Origin of the sequence: Paraburkholderia sp. SECH2 (assembly GCF_030464795.1) — a bacterium.
GTDB lineage: Bacteria > Pseudomonadota > Gammaproteobacteria > Burkholderiales > Burkholderiaceae > Paraburkholderia > Paraburkholderia aspalathi.
In genome coordinates this window covers 135706-150433 of sequence record NZ_JALPRH010000019.1, presented here as the reverse complement: position 1 = coordinate 150433, position 14728 = coordinate 135706, and the positions used below count along the sequence as shown (strand labels likewise).

The following is a 14728-nucleotide window of genomic DNA, read 5'->3' as shown; positions in this document are numbered from 1 at the left end:
AGGCCGGTCATGCGTGATCTGATCGTCGAACTCAGGCAGTTGCGGCTGCATGGCATGGCATGGCATGGCATGGCATTGCCGCTAGCTTGGCCGAACTGCTCGAACAGGGTAACGCCGAGGTGGTGTCTTCGCAGTGGCTGCTCGAACGGCTTCTGCAGGCCGAATGTGCCGATCGGGTCGTGCGCTCGGTCAGCCACCAGATGAACGCGGCGAAGTTTCCGGTGCATCGCGATATGGCCGGTTTCAACTTCGACGGTTCGCCGGTCGATCGCCAACTGGTCATGCAACTGGCCAGCATGACGTTCACCGAGGGCGCGCACAACCTGGTTCTGGTCGGCGGAGCGGGCTCGGGCAAAACACATCTGGCGACCGCCATCGGCGTGTCCGGCATCACGCACTACGGCAAACGGGTGCGCTTCTACTCGACCGTAGACCTGGTCAACGCACTGGAGCAGGAAAAGCCGCAGGGACGGGCTGGGCGGATCGCGGCGAGCCTGCTGCGCCTTGGCCTGGTCATTCTGGACGAACTCGGGTATCTGCCCTTCAGCCAGATCGGCGGAGCGTTACTCTTCCATCTGCTGAGTTGCCTGTACGAGCACACAAGCGCTGCGGTGACGACGAATCTGGACTTCTCCGAATGGTCTTTTGTGTTCGGCGACGCGAAGATGACCACGGTATTGCTGGACCGGCTGACGCATCAGTACCACATCGTGGAGACCGGCAACGAAAGCTACCGTTTCCGCCATAGCAGCATGTACGTGCGCAGGTCAGAATGTTCGGGAATCACGCCGACAAAGTGATGATCGAAGTATTCAATCTTGACTCCGCGCTCAAGCAAAGCAAGCAACGCGGCCCGATTGGTATCCAGAGAAATGTCCAGTACCGTCACCGAACTGTTCCGCCTGACAGGAACGCGACTGAGCAGCGCCACGTCGCGCTTGACACCCGTTATCAGCAAGGATTGCAATGGCTTCGCGAGGCGCAGTTGGTGCAGAGCGCAAATTCCATCGGCGTCGCCATTGAACACATCGTAATGCTTCATACACTTTCACCAGATCTGGTTTCAGGAATCGTTTCACGCACGATAGTCCGCAGAAGGTCCAGGCTCTTGACCCATGTCAATCACTAACCTCTGCGCGAGCCTAGTCTGGCCATAGTCAATCCCGATCATAGCCAGCCTGCCTTCCCACCCCGAACACCGATGCCCTACTTTTTCAATGCCGATTTGCCCGTGCCCGTGCGCAATCATCTTCCTGAGCACGCGCAAAACATCTGTCGCAGCGCGTTCAACCACGCGTATGCAGCGCACACCGGAGAGTCACGTCAGGAAAAAGTCGCGCACCGGATTACCTGGGCCACCATCAAGCGCGCATACATCAAGCAAGCCGATACATGAGTGCCGCGAGATCAGGGCTGCGGCAGAATGGAGGATTGAATGGCCTCCGAACTTCTGCCGGCGCACAACACCGGTCATTTCCCTTTGGACCGCGGCTATCTGTTCTCGGCGAACGGCGTGGGCCGCGAGATTGACGCGAACACAGCCATTGAATGGTTGAGACATCGTGACGACAGTAGTACGGAATTCATCTGGCTGCATTTTCACGACATCCCTACTGTACTGGAGGGTTGGCCGCTTAAACATGTGCAACTACCCGAGGCGTTCGGCGATACCCTTAAGGAAGGCTCTCGCTCAACACGAATTACGCATGTCTACCAGACACTCATCGCAGTTCTAAACGACGTCGAATACGACTTTGAGCGGAAGAAGTCACTCAAGATCGCGACGCTCTGGGTGAACGTCGGAGCTCGCTGTCTGTTAAGCGTGCGCAGTTCCCCGCTGCGTTCGGTCGGCCAGTTGAGACAGGCAATCGAGGCAGGGGAAACCTTCCCCAGTCCCATGGCACTCCTGATCCATCTGTTGCAGGAACAGGCGGAGGTACTCGTCGGCATTGTGCGCACGGCAGCGCAAGCCGCCAACGACGTGGATGAAACGCTGCTGGCCGGCAAACTGCCAACCCGTTCGACCTCGGTGGCATTCGCCTCGATCTGGTGCGCCTGCGGCGTCTGCTGGCACCTGAACCCGCCGCGCTTTTCCGACTCGTCAATCGGCCGCCGCACTGGGTTGTGGAAGAAGACGCCCAATCGCTCAGACAGTCCGCCGAAGCATTTTCCCTGACGGTGCTTGATATGGCCGGACTTCAGGAGCGCATTAAGTTGCTCGAAGAGGAAATCGCCGACCGGGTCGCCGAGCACACGAACCGCAGCGTGCTGATTCTCACCGCCGTTACGGTTATCGCGCTGCCGGTCAACCTGATCTCCGGTTTGCTGGGTATGAACATAGGTGGCTTGCCGTTGAAATACGACAGCCATGGATTCTGGATCGTCGCTCTTATCGCGCTGCTGTTGACTAGCGTGGCCGCCTGGCTGATTTTCCGCCCACGAAGTGACTGATGCACATCAACTCGCGAATGGCAAAGAAGCGGACGTGGCTCATTTTGCGCGCATAGGCGCCATGTCCCGGCGCGATCGCGCAGAACGTCGGATTGCCGGGCGGGCAGCACGCTTGAGATCGAGAGGCTGCCTGGCAGCCTTTGGAATAAGCAACCCGAGGTCCGCGGAATGGCCTTCAATAAGCCAAGGTGCGTCGCCCTACTCGCACCGGGCCCCGTATAGCCAGCTGATATTGAGCTAGCTGATCTCCAGCCGCTTCTGTGACGAAGCCGCTTTCTTCGGCAAGGTCAGCGACAGCACGCCGTCCTGATACAGCGCCGCCGCCGTCGCTTCATCAACATCGCTCGCCAGCGAGAACGACCGGCTGATTGCGCCCGAATAACGCTCGCGTCGCAGGACCCGCTCGCCTTCCTTCAATTCCTTGTTGCGCTCCACCTTCGCGCTAATCGATACGGTGTTGCCGTCGATCTTCACGTCGATGTCCTTTTTATCGACGCCCGGCAGTTCTGCTTTAACCATGTACGCCGTGTCGTTTTCCTTCACATCGAGCTTCATGTCCGCCAGCGGTGCGTCATCGCCCGTTGCGATGCCGCGCAGGGGGCGGAACAAACCATGAAACAGATCCGGTACCGCTTCTATCGAGTACGGCTCATAACGCGTCAAGCCGACGACGCCGCTTTGACGGTTGCTTTCGATACGGACGTGCCGCTTGGCGCGTTTCAGCGCGCGACGTACTGGAAACCGTTGTTGATCCGCCTGCACCGGGAGACTCCGGTAGAGCACGTTGTTCGCAGCGATACGACCCATCGGCAGACGAGCGGCTGGGACGCGGTTGGTTACCAGAGCGCCGCGTGATCGACAGGCAAGCGCTTGCACAAATTCGTGCCTGGCGATCCCGTTAGCGGATTGCCAGCACCGCAGCCCCCGTCAGCTTTCCCTCGCGCAGATCGGCGAGCGCCTGGTTGGCCTCACCCAGCGGATAACGCGTCGTTTCTATGTCGAGCGGAATCTCGGCGGCCAGACGCATAAACACAAGCCCGTCTTCCCGCGTGAGATTCGCCACCGACACCACGCGACGCTCGCCCCATAGAAAGTCATAGGGAAAAGACGGGATGTCGCTCATGTGAATTCCGCCGCACACCACAATGCCGCCTTTCACCACTGCCTTCAGGGCGATCGGCACGAGCGCGCCGACTGGAGCGAATAGCAGCGCGGCGTCGAGTTCGTCCGGCGCCGCTTCGTTGCTGCTGCCGGCCCACGTCGCGCCGAGCCGCAGCGCGATCTGTTGAGCCGCCACGTCGCCGTCACGCGTGAAGGCATAAACTGTGCGCCCTTGATGAAGCGCGACCTGGGCGACGATATGCGCGGCTGCACCAAAGCCGTAGATGCCGATCCGTTGCGCGTCGCCTGCCATGGCCAGAGTCCGATAGCCGATGAGTCCCGCGCACAGCAGCGGCGCCGCTTCCACGTCCGAATATCGGTCAGGCAGATGAAAGCAGTAACGGCTGTCTGCAACCGTGAGCTCGGCGTAACCGCCATCGATCGTATACCCGGTAAAACCCGGTTCATCGCACAGATTCTCGCGACCGGAGAGACAGTAACGGCAGTGGCCGCAAGTATGGCCTACCCATGGCACGCCGACCCGTTCCCCCATACTGAAGCCGCTTACTCCCGGCCCCACTGCCGCAACAATGCCGACGATTTCATGCCCCGGGATCACCGGCCGCTTTGGATGGGGCAGTTCGTGGTCAATCAGATGCAGGTCGGTACGGCAAATACCGCATGCGTGGACATCGATCAGCAACTGGCCTGCAGCCGGCACAGGATCAGGAAGCTGCATGTCGCGCAGTGGCCCTCCGGTGTCATCGAATACCATTGCGCGCATCTCACCCCTCCCTTCCGCGATGATTGCCGTTGGCACGGTTGCGGGAGGCGGTCTGCCTCACTTTGTCCGCTACGCACGTGATCGCAATCACCTGAATATAGTCGCGAACACGCGCACCGGCCGACAGACGACTGATTTCATCGCCTACCATACGTGCCAGATCGTCTTCGCTCAGTGCCGTCCCTTGTGCGATCTCAAGCAGCGGAACCAACAGTTTATCGCGAGGCATGACGGAACTCCCCGTGGGAAAAGATACGGCGCGCAGATCACTCGCAGAAACGGAAATAGCCGCTATGCAACAGGACCGGCTTGCCGCCGAGTTCACCCAGCATCCGCTGCGCGGCGTGTTCGATCGCACGCCGATGGGCCTCGAACGCACCGATCAGGTCGTCTTCGCGCAGCGATGCAGCGCTGAAATGATCTTCCAGCGCTTCAGCCGTGATCGCGCACCGGATCCGTTCACCATTGATCACGGCAGGGAACACCAGAACGGGATCCGGCCCGCCATACTGCGGGCGCTCCTGAGGAAAAGTGATGTGCATCATGTCGTACCTCGGTTCGTATGCGGCCCTATGCTCACCTGCCCGGCAAGGCCGAGCGACTGCACAATGGAGGTGTTCCTACATTGCTGGCAAAGCCATGGGAAATTCAATGTAGCTCCTGACTGCCTAGACCCCATGCACGCTCTCCGCTGCGACACAGATTGCACGTCGTTTTTCTTCCGACTGGACAACGGCCCACAAATGCACGATGCCTTGCTTGACAATCACATTCTGACTGGGCTGCGCCCAACGACGATTGCTGAGTTCGCCAGGTGCTGCAACCACAACCGCTGGGGTCATCACGTCGATGGCATGCATAAGTCTCTCCTTAAGGAAATATCGTGACCGTCACTGCACTTCGCCTACCACTCCGCGAAAACCCATCTCGGCACGCCCGATCTGGTTCGCGCATATTCCGTAAGTCCACGCCGGATCGCCATTGCTCGCGTACATGCCGCGGCACATGCCCTTTAGCCGGATTGTCGTCGTCCCGCGCACATCGGTGGTTCGCTCGGCCCAGAAATAGGCAATGCCCGATTCGTGGGGTACTTCGGTCTCGATGAGCGAATCGTTGAGGCGGCTGATCGGCGTTCTCGAGTAAAGCTCCACATAAAGCCGCGTGCTGTTCCATATCCGATCGCACGCCGCGCGTGAACTACAGGTCACCCAGGCCTGTTCTCGTGCCTCTTCAAGCTGCGTTTCGGTGTTCCGGAACGCAACCATCTGGCTTGCCGTGGTACAGGCCGCAAGACTGACCGTCGTCAGCAGGAATAGCGCCTTGATCAAGTCGACCGGCAGGCGGATGCATTTCATATCAGCTCGCTCAACGCCCAAATTGGTTGAATCGATGTTCGCCCTGACAGTTCGCCAGCGCAGCAAGGAATCCCGCGAGAACAGGCGGACAGATAGCAATAACCGACTGCGGTGCCGCAAAATGGTCCCGGTCATTTATCGCTAGTCAGCGGACCCCATGACCGACTAAAGGGCCACCCACCTGCGTATATCGTGGAAACCAGTCTATGCGCAGGTTCGCCGCCAGAATTGACCAAGGTCAACCGCGCCCGGTGTTAATTGCACCGGTTGGTAGTTAGCGCGGATGACCCGCTTTCTTGATCTAGCTCAAGAGCACCAATAGCGCCTCTCGTGAAGATGTGACCTATCGATCCAACGGCGCAACCTGCAACCGCAGATCGTCTGCATCCCGGATCGTCACGTAGCCGCCAAGTCGCCTCCGCGGCTTGAATCCGACTAGGTAAGCCGGTATGAAGTCGTCCGTCGACCGATCATGGCCACAACGTTGAAGCTGGACCGATCCGGCCAATGTCCCGATCTCTTCGAACGGATTTACCTGTGTCTGGCAGATGATGCCGGGAAGGCGGGTAAGCCCATCGTCAGTCTTCTGATCGCAGACACGGGCGACTATTCGGACGATGGCAGCACCAGGATGGGCTACAGCACTTTCGATGTCACCGGCAAACCCAGCGAGCTCAACCGATATCGACTTTCGGTCTCCATCGCTCAAGCCTTACAGGCTACTTTGCCAGTGCTCTCTACGCTAGACGGCGCGTTTTCCTCTGCGAAGACCGAACACAGTCCAGCGCCAGCGGAACCACTGCGCGCCGCCTAGATTCTGAGAATGTCACCATCGCGCGCGCGTCGGCAACCGAACATCAAGGGCAGTGACGGCGCGGTGACGGCGGCTCACAGGCCAGAAGGTATCTCGTCCAGATCCTGTGGGAGCCTGACCAGAAGCACCGGAACTTCTGCGCGCCGCAAGAACCCTTCCGCAACGCTGCCCAGCAACGATCGCGCTATCCCATGCCGGCCTTGCGTGCCCATCACCATCAGGCCGGCACCCTGGCGTTGCACGCAACGCGCGAGGCAGTGAGGGACATCGTCCGCTGCATCCTTGGTCTCCTCGATCTCGGTGTCACCGGGCACGCCACGCTCAGCCATAGCGCGGCGCGCCTCCTCGAGGGCAATGCGGCCGTCTTCGCGTAGCACTTTGCGAAGCTCGTCCGGATCGAAATAGCCCGCGTACCGGGACATGCACCAGGGCTGAACGACATAAACCGCGTGAAGCCGCGCTTGCGTGATCTGAGCAAATTCGAGCGCTTCGTACAGCGCCCATCTGGATGAGTCGCTGCCATCCAGAGCCACGACAATTTTCTGATACATGACCTGGTCCTCATAGACCTTGCGGGAAGCCCCCTCGACGTCTCGACACGGCCAACGCGATCCTGCGATACATGGTCCTATGCCCTGAGAATCGCACGCCTCGATCACGAGGCTGCCGGACCGAGACCCTTCGTGCCAGACCTTTTATATTCCCGGCATCACCGGATAAGGTTCCGTATGGTCTTCCACCCGCTTCACGCCGGGAATGCTCTCTGCCGCAACGCGAACGGCCTCGACTGCCTCCATCGAGTGAAAGATGCCCCACAGGTGCACAACGCCGTCGTTCACGACAATGTTGCGTCCGGCGAAGGCCCATTTGTGGCCGGCCAGCTCGCCCATCAGCGTCGCACGGATATCCGCATCCGAGAGGACCTCGTCCGCCACCGGCTCTTCGGGAATACTGGCCAATGCCTGAACCAGATTGGCACGGCTCACGATACCGACAAGCCGACCCGCCCTGGTCACGGGAACCCGCTTGATATGCCGTTTTTCCAGAATGCCGGCCACTTCGCCCAGAGGCGTGTCTTCGCTCACGGAAACGACTTCGACAGTCATCACGTCTCTAACTTTCGGCGCATGTGTCTTGATGTAGTCCCTGGCGTCATCAGTCGACGAAAAAAGCTCAAGCCACGACGAACGCTGATGTGCGTCGGTGCCGAGTTCTACCCGGCGCAGCAGATCGCCTTCGCTGATCATGCCTGCGACGTGCCCTTCCGCATCTATAACGGGCGCGCCGCTGATTCGTTTATCGACAAAAATTCTGGCAACTTCGCGCACGGTCATGTCAGGCATGACGGATATCACGTTGCTGGTCATTACATCGGATGCACGCATGGCTAGTCTCCTGAACGGTCTCATTCCTGATTTCCCGGCGAGGCCAGATCGTCGCTACACTGCGCTGGCAGGTAGTGCAGTCGCTTGCCATATCGTAGGCGCGAGGCGCCGTGACATTCGACAGGCGATCTGGCTTCGTGTGTATTCAGGTTATGCGCGGAAGCGGTCCTGCCATTTGACATGGATCATTCTCGCGGCTAAACCGATAGCGTCTTCGACATCTTGAGCTGCACCCAGACCATGCCTTCGCGCAACCCGGCGAGCACCGCGTCACACTCGGACGGGAAAATACTGCTGTGTATGAACTCGTGTTTGAAAACGCCCTCAGGCGTATTGTGGCTAAGCTGGATCACGCAGTCGAAGCCGCCTTCTGCCCGATGCGCGACCGCCGACACCGACCAATCGCTGTCGCAGACGTTACCCGAAAGTGCCATGAGTCACTCCTGTTTGCTCGGCCGCGCGAAGCCCAAGCCGCCCTAACGAGGCGCGCCTGGCCCCTCGCGGCAAGTTAGCCAACCGTCAGATCGTCGACGACCGCATGCACGCCCGGCGCCGACCATGCCGCCCCGCGCACGGCCGACCGCTCGGCGAGGGAATCGACCTTACCCGTCAGCGTTACCGTGCCTTCATGTACCTTGATAGCGATGTGTTTTGCCTCGCGTTCGGCATGACGCTGGAGCGCCTCGCTAATCTGCTTGCCGATATCCTGCGCGGCGGCGTCACCGCCGATACGCATCATGTTCGACACGCCCGTCACACCGCGCATGTGCGAAACGGTCCGCGTGGCGACATGGCTGTGATAGGCACAATCCACCTCGCCGCTCAAAGTCACCCAGCCCTTCTCCACCTGAACCTTGACAACGTCTTCATACAGACCGACGGTCCAGCGCAAAATGGTACGAACGGCATTGGCGATGTCCTCATCGGTCCGTACGTCCGCATGCTGCAAGCGGATGTCCATCTCTACCACGACCGCTTTCACGCCGGCCACCCGTTGTGCAGCCTTTTCCGCCGCGAGTTTCTCAGCGTAGCTGGTTGGGTGCCCGGACAGCGTCACCACACGGTCACGCACTTCAACGCCGATATCCGTGATATCAACTGCCGGATCCCAGACGAGTTCGTCTTCGACCTGCCGTTTCAATTCCGTGTCCGACTTCATTGCCTGCTCCTTGATAGGTTGCAACGGCTTGTAAAAATACGGAGCACCTCTGCGTGCAGCCGCCTGCGCGACGCGGTGCCGAAGCGACGCGGCCTAGGCGACCTCAATGATGACCTTCAGCGCTTGCGTCTCGGCCGCGCGGCTGAACGTGTCGTACGCACTGGCGACATCCTCGAGCTGGAAGCGGTGTGTAATGAGTTTCGCCGGATCGATGCGGCCGGCCCGAACGGTCTTTAGCAGCATCGGCGTGCTGACGGTATCGACGAGGCGCGTCGTAATTGCGATGTTGCGATCCCACAGCGTTTCGAGGTGCAGATCGGCCTTGACGCCGTGCACGCCGACATTCGCGATCACGCCGCCGGGTGCGACTATCGCCTCGCACAGCTCGAACGTTGCGGGTATGCCAACCGCCTCGATCGCACAATCGACCCCCGTCTGCTCCGTCAGCTTCATTACCTCGGAAACCGGATCGGCGTGGCCAATGTCGATACATGCAGTCGCGCCGAAGCGGCGCGCGACTTCAAGACGGTTCGGATCGCGATCGATCATCACAATCTGTGCGGGCGAATAGAACTGGGCGGTCAGCAACGCCGCAAGACCGATCGGTCCCGCCCCGACGATCGCCACCGTGCTGCCGGGCTGCACTTTGCCATTCAGAACACCACACTCGAAACCGGTTGGAAGGATGTCCGACAGCATCACCAGTGCCTCTTCGTCGGCACCGGCGGGAATCGGGTACAGGCTGGTGTCGGCGTGCGGAATACGCACATATTCGGCCTGCGTGCCATCGATCCTGTTACCGAGAATCCAGCCGCCGGTAGTGCAGTGTGAATACATGCCCCGCCGGCAATAATCGCATTTGCCGCACGACGAAATGCACGAGATCAACACCCGATCGCCCGGCTTGAACGACGAGACCGCCGAGCCGACCTGCTGCACGACTCCGACCCCCTCATGGCCGAGTACGCGCCCCGGCTCGCAGGTCGGCACATCGCCTTTCAGAATGTGCAGATCGGTGCCGCAAATCGTCGTGCGTGTCATCTTGATGATGGCATCGGTAGGCGCAACGAGCTGCGGAACGGGCCGTTCGTCGAGTGATTTCTTGCCGGGACCGTGATACACAAGCGCTTTCATGTACTGCCTCCGTTAATCGAAACTAGCGTGCTGAATGACAAACTTTGAGGCCGTGAACGCCGTATCCGCTGATGCGTGTCTTCCAAGCGCACCATCGTGCAGCCTTCCAAAGTCATCGCATATGCATGCCGCCGCTGATCTCGAAATCTGCGCCCGTGACGAAACCCGCGTCGTCCGAACAGAGAAACGCGATGAGCGCGGCGATCTCATCGGGCTGACCCAGCCGGCCAACCGGAATTTGCGGCAATATTTTTGTGTCCATGACGTCCGTGGGAATCGCGGCGGTCATCGCAGTCGCCAGATAGCCGGGCGACACGGTGTTGACCGTCACGCCATGTTTCGCGACCTCCAGTGCAAGCGACATCGTGAAGCCGTGAATTCCAGACTTGGCCGCCGCATAATTGGTCTGGCCGAATGCACCGCGAGCGCCGTTCACCGAACCGATATTGACGACACGTCCGAACCGTTGCTCGACCATTCCCTTTAGCAATGGCTTGGTCATATTGAACAGTGAGTCGAGATCGGTGCGCAGCACCGCATCCCAATCTTCCTTGTTCATCTTGGCGAAGGTCGAATCGCGCGTGATGCCTGCATTGTTGATAAGAACATCGATCGTGCCAAACTCGTTGAGCACGCGTTCGGCGCAATGTGCGCATGAGTCGAAGTCAGTCACGTCGGCCTCGTATGCCTGAAAGCGGCGCCCAGCGTCGCGTTCATGCATGAGCCAGGTGGCGACGTGGTCGTTGCGCTCGGAATGCGACATGGCAACGACCATGCCGGCATCATGCAAGCGCCGACTGATGGCGGCGCCGAGCCCGCCCATTCCGCCTGTGACAAAGGCGACTCGCTTAGCCGACATGGTGTTCTCCTTGCGTTGAAGTTCATTCAATCTACGCGTCGCTCCCAGAGACCGATTGATGTGTATCAAACGTGCGGCGCTCCGCGGCACATGTTGAAAGTGAACAGCCACCACGCCTGCCAGAACGACATTCAGGCACCGGTCCAGGCCTCCCTGATCAGCAACACGGGACACGTCGACTGCCGCACGAACCGCTCCGCGACACTGCCGATCACCATGCGGCGCATGCCGCGCCGCCCATGCGTGCCCATCACGACGAGGTCCGCACGGAACTGAGCGGCGCAGCGAGCGAGGCAAGTGGCAACGTCCTCGCCGATACCTTGCGTCTCGATGATCTCGGCATCACCCGTCACGGCGAACTTCTGCATCTTTGCGCAAGCCTTGTCGAGGAACCCGCGTCCGACCTGCCGCGCCGAGTCGGTCAGCAGATGCGGATCGCAGGCACCCGCGTACGTGAACGCCGCGGACTGGTCCAGCACATAGACCGCCGTCAGCTTGCCGCCCGACAGCTTGGCGATCCGGATGGCTTCGTTCACCGCATACTTCGACGCTTCACTGCCGTCCACTGCCACCAGAATATTTGCGTACATGACTCCCCTCCTCATTGAGGCGACAGGAAAGACAGGCATAGCGCCGCAACGGACACAAGCTTTCCTGACGCCGTGATTAACCCGGGCGTCGGTCGAGTTTCCGCTCAGCGACATCGAATGCGGTCCGGACCGCTATGTTTGGATCGACATTCAGGCAATGCTCGATCGGGACGAGTTCTCCGTTACGCATGATCAGGTCAAGCCGTGCGTCGAAAACCGGATGGCGAATCTCGGCAGCGGGCGCGCTGGCTCCGGCAACTCCCGACCGTTCACGAATAGCCTCGATCGCCAGGTGACAACCCGCGATAGACCTGCTGAACCGTTCGAGGCGCACCAGCTGGGTAGCCGCCTCGCCCTCGATCTGCGACGTCCCGGCAAAGCCGAGATACACGATTTGCATACCGACACCCATCTCTGTTCTCCCAGACATGCCGCGATTTCTCTGGTGAGGCCGGCCTCTTTCGCGACTACAGGAAGATCGGCGGTACATCGTTGCCGGCAATGTCCGGCGACGCTGTTGATTCCACGGCTTCTTTGCGGAACTTCAGTTTCATTCGTCGGTTGTGCGCGGCCCTCGGGCTTACAACTCTTCGTAATCGGGTCGCCCCGATAGCCACGTATGCTTGGCGGCATGATTGAATGATCGGCGCGAACGGCGCGTGACAATTGACTTGTGTCAACGCATTGCTAGCTGCACACCGGGCTGCCACATGTTCCGAGCTTTCGGCCGCCAGCCGGCAAACAGCGTAAGCTAGCAGGGCTACGCTGTCCCGCCGGTCATCGGTGGCTTACAACGTTCGTCTGGAGATGCCGGTGGATTTCGAATGGAACGATGCGAAGCGCAAAACTGGCACGCCAAACGACTCCGACGTCCCAGTGGAGGATCGCTATCAGTTACTGATCGATGCTGTACAGGATTACGCGATTTTCATGCTCGATCCGGCGGGCCGTGTAGCGAGCTGGAACAACGGCGCCCGGAAGATCAAAGGGTATTCCGCCGACGAAATCGTCGGGCGCCATTTTTCGCTCTTCTATACGCCGGAAGACGTCGCCGCGGACAAGCCGGGCCGTGAACTGACCCTTGCTGCGGCGCGCGGCAGAGCGGAAGATCAGGGCTGGCGCGTACGCCAGGACGGATCGCGTTTCTGGGCGGACGTCACGATCACCGCGGTCTATGACCCGTCCGGCGCGTTACTCGGCTTTGCCAAGGTCACGCGCGATATGACCGAACGCGTGCGGCTTGCCGAACTCGAGCATGCCATCGAGCTATCCGCGCAGATTCAGAGTACGCGCGAAGACGAGCAAAAACGCATCGCCCGCGAATTGCACGACGATCTGGGCCAGCAACTCACGGCGCTAAAAATGGGCATTGCGGCGTTGGAAGGACAACTGACAGCCAGCAACGAGAGCCCTGCCGCGCTCGCCGCAACGGGCGACCTGCAACGGCAGATCGACACCATGATGGCATCGCTGCGGCGGATCGCCTCCAACTTGCGCCCGCCGATGCTGGACGACCTCGGTCTGGCCGCTGCGCTTGAGTGGCTTGCTGGCGACTTCACGCATCGCTACGACGTGAAGACCACCGTTCAGGTTCACGTTGACGATGCCACACTCACGGAATCTGCCTCCACCGCGATTTTCCGCATCGTGCAGGAAGCGCTGACAAACGTGGCGAGGCATGCCCACGCAAACGAAGTGCGGATTGCCATTTCCGCGAGCGCGGATACCTGCACGGTACGCATTGAAGATGACGGCCACGGCGCCGAGATCGACGGCGAGCGCAAACCACGCTCGTTCGGTCTGCTTGGCATGCGCGAGCGCGCGCGTCAGCTTGGCGGCTTCGTTCTGATAGATAGCGCGCCGGGCGCCGGTTTCCGGATTGCAGCTCATATTCCGCTAAGCGCGATCCAGTCAGACCAGGCACGAACACGCTAAGGTGATTTCCGTCTGGATCCGCCAGCGGTGTATGCGTCATTCTGTCTGCGCGGATTCGCACGGCAGCGGATCCACATGGATTAGTCGTGTGCGCCGGAAGTTGGATCTCGCTCACCGGGGCCTTCATCGTCATGCGCCTTCGCGCCCAGGCTGCCTACTTCTCTGCGCAGTGAGGCGATTTCCGCTTGCAAAGTCTTGATATCACGATGCATCTCACGGCGCAGCAGACGCTCTTCCTGTTCGACGAAAATGGCTGCAATGCTGGCGAACACCAGCGATAGCAGACCATAGCCGAGCAACACGACGAAAGCGGCAAAGACGCGCGATGCCGGGGTAGTCGGCGCCATGTCTCCGTATCCGACTGTTGCACTGCTTTCGAACGCGAGCCAGACGCCCTCGGCGTAGGTATGCACGCCCGGCTCGAGCCAGTAAAACCCGGCTCCCGCCGAAGCAAGCAGAGCCGCTGCCGTTACCAGCAGCAGAAACAATCGGTTGGGCGTGAAGAATCCGCGCAGCGACACCACTATTCGCGCCGCCACCAGGCCCATAAACAGAATACGCAGAACCCACTCGAGTGACGACCAGGAAGAGACACCCCATGCGACGCTGGTCGCGGCTCCAATCGCGATCAGAACGTCATAGCGGTTTCGCATGAGAAACCGCCTGGGTTTGTGGCTCAGATGCACCATCCAGGCCAGTGAAACGGCGAAGCCGGCCACCATGCACACGTATAACGCCCGGCCCATCTGATGAAGCATGGGCGAGTCAACGGCCAGTTCGAGATAAAAGGCGGGAATAGCGAGCAGGCTGGAGCCAAACAGGATCCACTGCAACCACCGCCATGTGCGCACCGCCCGTGCGTCGTCATGCGGATCGACACCACCCAAGCCGGCTACGCGAAAACCATCGTTCATCTCGCCAACGCCTCCGAGGTTACAACGCTCAATCGCGACGCCAATCCCGTCCGGCGCCCGTTCATGACATCGCCGCTTCGGTAATCGGAAAAACGCCACTTGCTGCTCCAGCGTATGAGTTCGGCCCCGACAGACTTTGATACGGATCATAAGGTAGCGAGATGTGCCGACACAAAGCCTGCAAACGCCAGCAGCACGCGAACCAGATCGCGCGATGTAAGGCAATCGGGCACGCCCTGATGACCGC

The 14728-nt window shown here is 60.0% G+C and carries 20 protein-coding genes and 2 pseudogenes; 6 read left to right on the top strand and 16 right to left on the bottom strand.

Annotation, left to right across the window (positions count from 1 at the left end; translation table 11 throughout):
- Window positions 1-9 precede the first annotated feature (9 nt).
- A pseudogene (gene istB / locus M0D66_RS26795) lies at window positions 10-800 on the top strand (IS21-like element helper ATPase IstB).
- On the opposite strand, the pseudogene M0D66_RS26790 reads toward istB, so the two are convergent.
- Window positions 752-1042, bottom strand: a pseudogene (locus M0D66_RS26790) (acetyltransferase); the annotation flags it as partial. The pseudogenes istB and M0D66_RS26790 sit on opposite strands and share 49 nt — an antisense overlap.
- Window positions 1043-1201: 159 nt before the next feature.
- On the opposite strand from M0D66_RS26790, the gene M0D66_RS26785 reads away from it, so the two are divergent.
- Genes M0D66_RS26785 through M0D66_RS26775 form a run of 3 tightly spaced genes read left to right on the top strand, consistent with a single transcriptional unit; the run spans window position 1202 to window position 2451 of the window.
- On the top strand, window positions 1202-1396 hold the full coding sequence (locus tag M0D66_RS26785) for a ChaB family protein (RefSeq protein ID WP_266212057.1): 195 nt from the start codon (window positions 1202-1204) through the stop codon (window positions 1394-1396).
- Window positions 1397-1435: 39 nt separating this feature from the next.
- The gene (locus M0D66_RS26780; RefSeq protein WP_266212056.1) at window positions 1436-2176 is read left to right on the top strand and encodes a CorA family divalent cation transporter; all 741 of its coding nucleotides are present in this window, start codon (window positions 1436-1438) and stop codon (window positions 2174-2176) included.
- Window positions 2065-2451 carry a CorA family divalent cation transporter gene (locus M0D66_RS26775; RefSeq protein WP_266212085.1) on the top strand — a complete coding sequence of 129 codons (387 nt, stop codon included), beginning with the start codon at window positions 2065-2067 and terminating at the stop codon, window positions 2449-2451. Before M0D66_RS26780 ends, M0D66_RS26775 begins: the two co-directional genes overlap by 112 nt.
- Window positions 2452-2688: 237 nt before the next feature.
- Here M0D66_RS26775 and M0D66_RS26770 read toward each other — a convergent pair whose 3' ends face one another.
- The 6 genes from M0D66_RS26770 to M0D66_RS26745 form a co-directional block, all read right to left on the bottom strand.
- Complete coding sequence (locus tag M0D66_RS26770; protein ID WP_266212084.1) at window positions 2689-3114, bottom strand: Hsp20/alpha crystallin family protein; 426 nt, start codon at window positions 3112-3114, stop codon at window positions 2689-2691.
- A 235-nt stretch (window positions 3115-3349) separates the two neighbouring features.
- A complete protein-coding gene (locus M0D66_RS26765; RefSeq protein WP_266212055.1) occupies window positions 3350-4336 on the bottom strand; it encodes a zinc-dependent alcohol dehydrogenase family protein in 987 nt (328 codons plus the stop codon).
- 1 nt (window position 4337) lies between these two features.
- Window positions 4338-4565 carry a DUF3562 domain-containing protein gene (locus M0D66_RS26760; RefSeq protein ID WP_266212054.1) on the bottom strand — a complete coding sequence of 76 codons (228 nt, stop codon included), beginning with the start codon at window positions 4563-4565 and terminating at the stop codon, window positions 4338-4340.
- Between the two features lie 37 nt (window positions 4566-4602).
- On the bottom strand, window positions 4603-4878 hold the full coding sequence (locus M0D66_RS26755) for a DUF1488 domain-containing protein (protein WP_266212083.1): 276 nt from the start codon (window positions 4876-4878) through the stop codon (window positions 4603-4605).
- Between the two features lie 126 nt (window positions 4879-5004).
- A complete protein-coding gene (locus M0D66_RS26750) occupies window positions 5005-5196 on the bottom strand; it encodes a hypothetical protein (protein WP_266212053.1) in 192 nt (63 codons plus the stop codon).
- Between the two features lie 30 nt (window positions 5197-5226).
- Window positions 5227-5826 carry a hypothetical protein gene (locus tag M0D66_RS26745; RefSeq protein ID WP_266212052.1) on the bottom strand — a complete coding sequence of 200 codons (600 nt, stop codon included), beginning with the start codon at window positions 5824-5826 and terminating at the stop codon, window positions 5227-5229.
- Between the two features lie 337 nt (window positions 5827-6163).
- Here M0D66_RS26745 and M0D66_RS26740 point away from each other — a divergent pair, with 337 nt between their 5' ends.
- Entirely contained in the window at window positions 6164-6505 is a 342-nt protein-coding gene (locus M0D66_RS26740) for a hypothetical protein (protein WP_266212051.1), read from the top strand.
- 74 nt (window positions 6506-6579) lie between these two features.
- Here the strand turns inward: M0D66_RS26740 and M0D66_RS26735 are convergent, their stop codons facing one another.
- From M0D66_RS26735 to M0D66_RS26700, 8 genes are all read right to left on the bottom strand, one after another.
- Window positions 6580-7056 (bottom strand): universal stress protein, encoded by a 477-nt coding sequence (locus M0D66_RS26735; protein ID WP_266212050.1) that lies wholly within the window; start codon window positions 7054-7056, stop codon window positions 6580-6582.
- A 144-nt stretch (window positions 7057-7200) separates the two neighbouring features.
- Window positions 7201-7890, bottom strand: coding sequence for a CBS domain-containing protein (locus M0D66_RS26730; RefSeq protein ID WP_266212049.1), 690 nt, complete (start codon window positions 7888-7890; stop codon window positions 7201-7203).
- Window positions 7891-8087: 197 nt separating this feature from the next.
- Window positions 8088-8324 carry a UDP-glucose 4-epimerase gene (locus M0D66_RS26725; RefSeq protein WP_266212048.1) on the bottom strand — a complete coding sequence of 79 codons (237 nt, stop codon included), beginning with the start codon at window positions 8322-8324 and terminating at the stop codon, window positions 8088-8090.
- Window positions 8325-8398: 74 nt separating this feature from the next.
- The gene (locus tag M0D66_RS26720) at window positions 8399-9049 is read right to left on the bottom strand and encodes a BON domain-containing protein (RefSeq protein ID WP_054037445.1); all 651 of its coding nucleotides are present in this window, start codon (window positions 9047-9049) and stop codon (window positions 8399-8401) included.
- 93 nt (window positions 9050-9142) lie between these two features.
- Entirely contained in the window at window positions 9143-10183 is a 1041-nt protein-coding gene (locus M0D66_RS26715) for a zinc-dependent alcohol dehydrogenase family protein (protein WP_266212046.1), read from the bottom strand.
- Window positions 10184-10295: 112 nt separating this feature from the next.
- Entirely contained in the window at window positions 10296-11042 is a 747-nt protein-coding gene (locus tag M0D66_RS26710; RefSeq protein WP_266212045.1) for a beta-ketoacyl-ACP reductase, read from the bottom strand.
- Window positions 11043-11173: 131 nt separating this feature from the next.
- Window positions 11174-11632, bottom strand: coding sequence for a universal stress protein (locus M0D66_RS26705; RefSeq protein ID WP_266212044.1), 459 nt, complete (start codon window positions 11630-11632; stop codon window positions 11174-11176).
- Window positions 11633-11708: 76 nt separating this feature from the next.
- Window positions 11709-12062 carry a hypothetical protein gene (locus tag M0D66_RS26700; protein WP_266212043.1) on the bottom strand — a complete coding sequence of 118 codons (354 nt, stop codon included), beginning with the start codon at window positions 12060-12062 and terminating at the stop codon, window positions 11709-11711.
- A 383-nt stretch (window positions 12063-12445) separates the two neighbouring features.
- Here M0D66_RS26700 and M0D66_RS26695 point away from each other — a divergent pair, with 383 nt between their 5' ends.
- The gene (locus tag M0D66_RS26695; protein WP_266212042.1) at window positions 12446-13567 is read left to right on the top strand and encodes a PAS domain-containing sensor histidine kinase; all 1122 of its coding nucleotides are present in this window, start codon (window positions 12446-12448) and stop codon (window positions 13565-13567) included.
- Between the two features lie 80 nt (window positions 13568-13647).
- Here M0D66_RS26695 and M0D66_RS26690 read toward each other — a convergent pair whose 3' ends face one another.
- Window positions 13648-14481, bottom strand: coding sequence for a potassium channel family protein (locus M0D66_RS26690; RefSeq protein ID WP_266212082.1), 834 nt, complete (start codon window positions 14479-14481; stop codon window positions 13648-13650).
- Window positions 14482-14728: the final 247 nt, after the last annotated feature.